At 41.6% G+C, this 6059-nt stretch carries 6 protein-coding genes; 4 read left to right on the top strand and 2 right to left on the bottom strand.

The window, feature by feature from the left end; genetic code table 11:
• A partial coding sequence (locus AC2JBO_RS42155) for a glycosyltransferase family 39 protein (RefSeq protein ID WP_496959589.1) occupies nt 1-1642 on the bottom strand: 1642 nt, incomplete at its 3' end.
• Between the two features lie 61 nt (nt 1643-1703).
• Here AC2JBO_RS42155 and AC2JBO_RS42150 point away from each other — a divergent pair.
• Nucleotides 1704-4154, top strand: coding sequence for an ATP-dependent helicase (locus AC2JBO_RS42150; protein ID WP_496959588.1), 2451 nt, complete (start codon nt 1704-1706; stop codon nt 4152-4154).
• A 123-nt stretch (nt 4155-4277) separates the two neighbouring features.
• Here AC2JBO_RS42150 and AC2JBO_RS42145 read toward each other — a convergent pair whose 3' ends face one another.
• Nucleotides 4278-4451, bottom strand: a complete 174-nt coding sequence (locus tag AC2JBO_RS42145) for a hypothetical protein (protein WP_496959587.1) — start codon at nt 4449-4451, stop codon at nt 4278-4280.
• 58 nt (nt 4452-4509) lie between these two features.
• Between AC2JBO_RS42145 and rpmI the strand changes: the two genes are divergently transcribed.
• From rpmI to AC2JBO_RS42130, 3 genes are all read left to right on the top strand, one after another.
• Nucleotides 4510-4707, top strand: a complete 198-nt coding sequence (rpmI, locus tag AC2JBO_RS42140; protein ID WP_496959586.1) for a 50S ribosomal protein L35 — start codon at nt 4510-4512, stop codon at nt 4705-4707.
• A gap of 53 nt (nt 4708-4760) precedes the next feature.
• Nucleotides 4761-5117 carry a 50S ribosomal protein L20 gene (gene rplT, locus AC2JBO_RS42135; RefSeq protein WP_096689099.1) on the top strand — a complete coding sequence of 119 codons (357 nt, stop codon included), beginning with the start codon at nt 4761-4763 and terminating at the stop codon, nt 5115-5117.
• A 134-nt stretch (nt 5118-5251) separates the two neighbouring features.
• Nucleotides 5252-6040, top strand: coding sequence for a transporter substrate-binding domain-containing protein (locus AC2JBO_RS42130; protein WP_496959585.1), 789 nt, complete (start codon nt 5252-5254; stop codon nt 6038-6040).
• Nucleotides 6041-6059 lie beyond the last annotated feature (19 nt).

Below are 6059 nucleotides of genomic sequence, written 5' to 3'. Positions count from 1 at the left end.
CCGTTGCCAAATTTCCACACCGATAAAGTTGGTAAGGAATGCCAATACGGTAATATTGTTTATCATCCTTATTACAAGCCAATTCCAAAGAAACTTTTACCTGTTGCGGAAAATCACGTCTTCGTAAACCAGAAGCAACAACCCATAAATTCAAAGGCGCCTTCTGTTCTGGTAACTGTGCTAGCTTATCTAACACTGCTTGAAAATGAGGTTTTTTATCAAAGAACGCTAAATTAGTAGATGAAGAATTTCCTTGAAGTTTTTGTAATGCCAACCCAAAGCTTAATCCCAAAGCTACATCTTGATAATCACTATATCCTACCACTACCATTAGTGGAACAGACGGTTCCTGATTAAAATTACGCGCGACTAGTTCCGGTTGAAAAGGTTTTTGAAAAACTAAGTTGAAGTTTAAAAATATACAGCTCACAACACCAACAAGTAAAACCGCAGAAAACGCTTTACCCCTCTGCAATAGACTCACAGCGAGTAAAGCGCAAAAGCCAGGGTAATATACAAAGTTATAACGCGGTACAACCGTAATATCTTTCTGAGTCAGATAAATAATTATAAAAAATTCTAAGACTACACAACCTGAAAAACCCAATAGTGTTAGTGTAGGAAGTTGAGTGTCTGATTTCGATAAAAGCTGTTTTAATCCTCTTATTGCTTCACGAACAACCCATACTCCGCAAAACAGCATCAAAATAGCACTAATAGCAGCGTTGAATACTGGTTGTTGTTCTACAGGGAAGGCAATCACCATTAATACCCAGTTAATTATAGTTTGGTAAAACGGGGCTACATGTTGAGGCGCCTCTAACCAACCAGTTTCAGTACGCTTCGAGTGATGCAGCATTACCATCAACCAAGGGAGAAAACTAACTGCGATACCCGTGATAGATAAAGTTAGAGTAATCCAAATTTTACGGCGCCTGACTTTTTGCCATATTAATAGTGAGACTAACGTGGCAACTTGAGCAACTATTGCCAGAATGCAAAAGTAATGCACGTAGAGACTAACGCTATTGACTATTGCCCAACTGCACCATACCCAAACGCGAATTCTTTGATGCGAAAAAATATCTTTTTGGATTTGCACTAGTCCAGCGAGCGCTAAACTAATCAATAACATTGGCAAAGTGTAGTGACGCGCTTCTTGAGAAAGGTATACAGCAAAAGGAGAAACAGCCATACAAGCTGCTGCTGCAAGTCCAGCTTGCTGTGAAAATGCAATGCGGTTTACCCAGTAAACTACGAAAACTGTTGCCACACCAAATAATGCAGGCAAAAATCGCAATTTTTCTATCCAGTTATTACCCAACGGTTGCAACCACCCCAACCAAGTGTACATAGTGCAGAAAAATAATGGTGGGTGTGTAGATTGCGAAGTGAGATTAGCTGCAATATCATGACAGGTTTTTCCTGATTGATAGCTAAAAATCTCTGTTAAGTTTATTAAGGGAAATACCTTATCGAGAGGTAAATCCTTGTAATTTTTACCTAAACTAAAGATAGCGGTGATTACTTCATCCATCCACAACGGTTTAAAATCTAAATTCCAAAACCGTAAAAGGGCGGCGCCGAGTAGAATAACCCCTAGTAAAATTTGATAATGTAAATAAAGTTTTCTTTTTATCATTCAACACACGTACTCAACGCTTAAGCATAAATAGTTAATACTCTAAAATTTAAAATTTTATATGTCCGACGCTCATATTACTAATTCAGTGCCGCAAAATAATCTCCACTCAGAGAGAAATAATCAAGATAACCAATTAGATACGCTAGCGCTAAGAAACGCTGCAATTAACCGTATCCGTGATGGTTTGCGTCTAGGACAGCAGCAAATGGCAGATTGGACATCTGGGAAACTCGCAGTTTCTGCTGTTCCTGGCGCCGGTAAGTCAACAGGGATGGCAGCAGCAGCAGCTATTGCTATCGCACGTCAGTACGAACAGTCAGCAAGCAGTCTTCGCAATACTCGGCGCCAACTAATAGTAGTTACCTTTACTCGTTCAGCTGCTGCGAATATCAAAATTAAAATTCGTAATTACCTGCGTGACCAGTTATCTTTGCCCCAAACTGGCTTTGTCGTCAACACCCTGCACGGGTTAGCGTTAAATATAGCCACTCGTCACCCCGAACTTTCAAATTTACAGCTTAACGAAGTTACTTTAGTTACTCCTAACCAATCCCATCGTCTCGTCCGTAACGCTGTTGAACAGTGGATTGCATACAACCCTGGACGCTACATACGCTTACTCGAAGGTGTCCAATTTGACGGAGAAGAAACTGAAAGATTACGGCGCCAGTCAGTGTTGCGAACTGAAGTATTACCTGAATTAGCCACAACAGTAATTCATGAAGCTAAAAGTTCAGGAATATCTATAGACGACTTGCGAAACATGAGCAAGTATATAGATGATGAGTATAGAATATTAAGCGTCGCTGCTGGACTATACGAACAGTACGAGAACTTAATGAAAGCGCGCGACTTTATCGACTACGATGACATGATATTAGCAGCACTGCGGGTTTTAGATGACCCTCATGCACGACGCATCGAACAAGGTCAAGTATTTGCCGTATTTGAAGACGAAGCGCAAGACTCAAGTCCTTTGCAAACAAGACTTTTAGAAATTCTAGCCACAGAACCCCACACTCCTAACAAGGGAAGGGACAGGACAGAGGTAAATTTAGTTCGTGTTGGCGACCCTAACCAAGCAATTAACTCAACTTTTACTCCTGCAGACCCAATATACTTTCGTGAATTTTGTGAAGAGTGTGATGGTACTAACAGACTCGCCACAATGGATCGCGCGGGACGCAGTAGCCGTATTATTATCGAAGCAGCCAACTTTACATTAAATTGGGTCAACAGTTTTTACGGAGCAAAAGCAAATTCCACTACTACTTCTTCTTCTACTCAGCACTCAGCACTCAGCACTCATAACTTCCCCACTCCTTTCCGTCCACAAATGATTCGCACTGTCGATCCAGATGACCCACAAAAAGATGCAAACCCTCCTCATGTAGGACGTGGACTTGAAATTTGCACTCCGCGCGATATTCATCACACTGTTGAATTACTAAGCAAACGTATTGTTGAACTATTTACTCCAGACCCTAGCAAAACGCGCGCCAGCATTTTGGTACGGGAAAACCGTCAAGGAAAATGGTTAGCCGAAGCACTTGCCCAAGTATGTAAAGACAACAATATCACTTTATATGATGCAGGCGAACGAGATAGACACTCGCACGTTCCTGCTGAAATTTTGGCGTTATTGCAATTTTGTGACCGTCCTCACTCTCCAGATTTTCTTAAAGCTGCTCTCGATGTTTTGGTAAAGCGACAGTTAGTCCCAACCCAAGACCTTAATACTCTTGCCGCACAGCCCGAAGACTTTTTATATCCTGGGCCTCTTGCTCCTGCCCAACCTGAACCTGTACAAAAAGCCGCGCGTTTATGTCGGAGTTTACTGCAAGCAAAGTTAGCTCTACCGTTGTATCAATTAATTTCTTTCATTGCCTTAGCTCTTAATTATGACCAAGCGGAACTAGCAACTGCTGATAAACTTTCCGAACGGGTAACAGTGCAAATAGCTAGTACTAATTCAATGGGTTCAATGTTAGGTGTTTTAAGCGAAATCGTTAGCTCAGAACGTTTTGAATCTGTGGAAACTGAAGATATCGAAGCGCGCTACACCCGTGCAGGACAACTTACTATTATTACCATGCACAAAGCCAAAGGGTTAGACTGGGACTATGTATTTCTACCGTTTTTGCACGAAAACTTGATACCAGGCAAATTTTGGATACCACCACAAGGACAGTTTTTGGGTAATTATACGCTTTCCGAAGTCGCACGGGCGCAAATTCGTGCAGCACTCCACGGAGAAGAAGACATTCCCAGTGTTAGTGAAGCTTGGGAACAATCAAAATATCTCAAAACCGCCGAAGAATACCGCTTATTATATGTCGCCATGACGCGCGCAAAACGTTTACTATGGATGTCCGCTGCTAAAAAGGCGCCCTTCACTTGGAGTAAACCAGAAAACTTACAAGATCAAAACCCATGTCCCGCATTTAACGCATTAAGGCGCCAGTTCCCCCAATGTATTGTAGACCTAGCTATTTCCAAAGTATCGTAGCACAGGTGTCTCGCCTGTGCAGTCCTCAAATCAAACAGGTTGATTTGTAGGCACAACTAACATCCTGGGAATTAAAACATGGTCTGGCTGTTCTAAAATGAACCCTACACTGCGGGCAATATCTTATGCTTGAAGGGTGCCTCCTGAATTAATATAGCTTTTATCTTCTTGGTTCCAGTGGTCATACAAACTTGTATCAACTGTACCAGGTGCAATTGCAGCTACTTTAATACCAGTGGCGAGGACGCCCACTCCACAAAAAAATTTTGGATGTTTTTCTAGGTTTTTAAGCTCCATGCGGTAAAATCAGCAAAATCGTAGTAACATATTAGATTGTGTCGTTTTAAAGCCAATTATGCCTAAGCTCAAAACTCGAAAAGCTGCGGCGAAACGCTTCCGCGCAACAGGAAGCGGTAAAATCGTTCGTCGTAAAGCTTTCAAAAACCACCTTCTCGAACATAAGTCCTCGAAGAAGAAGCGCGTCTTGTCTAAAATGCCAGTTGTGCATGAGACCGATGCTGAGAACGTGCGTATGATGTTGCCTTATTTGTAAATTCAGGTTGTAAATTCAGGTTGTAAATTTTGAAATCAAGGAATATTTAAGTTATGACACGGGTAAAACGCGGTAATGTCGCGCGCAAACGCCGCAAAAAAATTCTCAAAATAGCTAAGGGTTTTCGCGGTTCGCACTCAACCTTATTTAGAACAGCCAACCAGCAGGTTATGAAGGCACTTCGCAGTGCATATCGTGACCGTAAAAAGAAAAAGCGTGATTTTCGCCGTTTGTGGATAACCCGCATCAACGCTGCTGTACGTCAACATGGGATGAGCTACAGCAAGTTTATTGGCGCCCTCAAGAAGGCTAATATCAACCTCAACCGTAAAATGTTGGCGCAAATAGCTGTTCTAGACCCACAAGGTTTTAGCAAAATAGCTGAAATTGCAGCAAGTCAAGCACCATAACAGGTAAAAGGACAAAGGTAAAGGCAAAAGAATACCAGCAAAGTAGGCCTCTGTAAGCTATGATCAATCGGCATAGTATCAGTGTACTTTGGTATTTTGATTAAAGTGCGATTTTTAATCGTGTAGGTATAAAAATGCGATTTATAGTAATCATTTTTTTTACTTTTGCCTTTTGCCTTTTACCTTGTACCTTACCTTGCGGCGCCGCTCAAGTCGAAGAAATTCAGCAACGTGGGCATATTAAAATTGCTGTTAAGGATAACCTTCCCCCTTTGGCATTCCGTAACCAAAGTGGAAATTTACAGGGTTTAGAAATAGATTTAGCGCAACGTTTAGCACAAGACTTACTGGGAACAACTAAAGCTTTTAGGTTTAAGCCAGTTCTAAATCGCGACCGTATCTCTCAAGTCTTGGATAATAAAGTAGATATTGCAATTGCCAGAGTTACCGCCACAGCATCGCGCGCACGCATCGTCAACTTCAGTATTCCTTACTATTTAGATAGCACTGTTTTAGTTACTAAAAATACATCTTTACAACATATAGAAGACTTTAAACAGCGTAAAATAGGCGTTTTAGCAGGTTCCAGCACAATAGCGCGATTAAAATACTTTATACCCAATGCTGAATTAGTTGGCGTAAATTCTTACATTGAGGCTCAAAACCTGTTGGAAACGAATAAAATAGAAGCTTTCGGCGCCGATGCAACCGTTCTCAGTGGTTGGGTGCGACAATACCCCCAGTACCAACTATTAAACGTTAGACTTTCCACCGAACCATTATGTGTAGTTATTGCCAAAGGTTTACAAAACGATAAACTCAGGCGCCAAATTGATGCATTAATTGCAAGCTATATAGAAACAGGGTGGTTGCCAGAACGTATCAAGTACTGGGGACTTCCACCTTCCAAAGTGCTGAGTTGAAAGTGCTGAGTGCTGAGTA

The sequence above is a fragment of the Calothrix sp. CBUCES-K 9914 genome (assembly GCF_059640475.1).
This window is presented reverse-complemented; position numbering and strand designations above follow the sequence as displayed.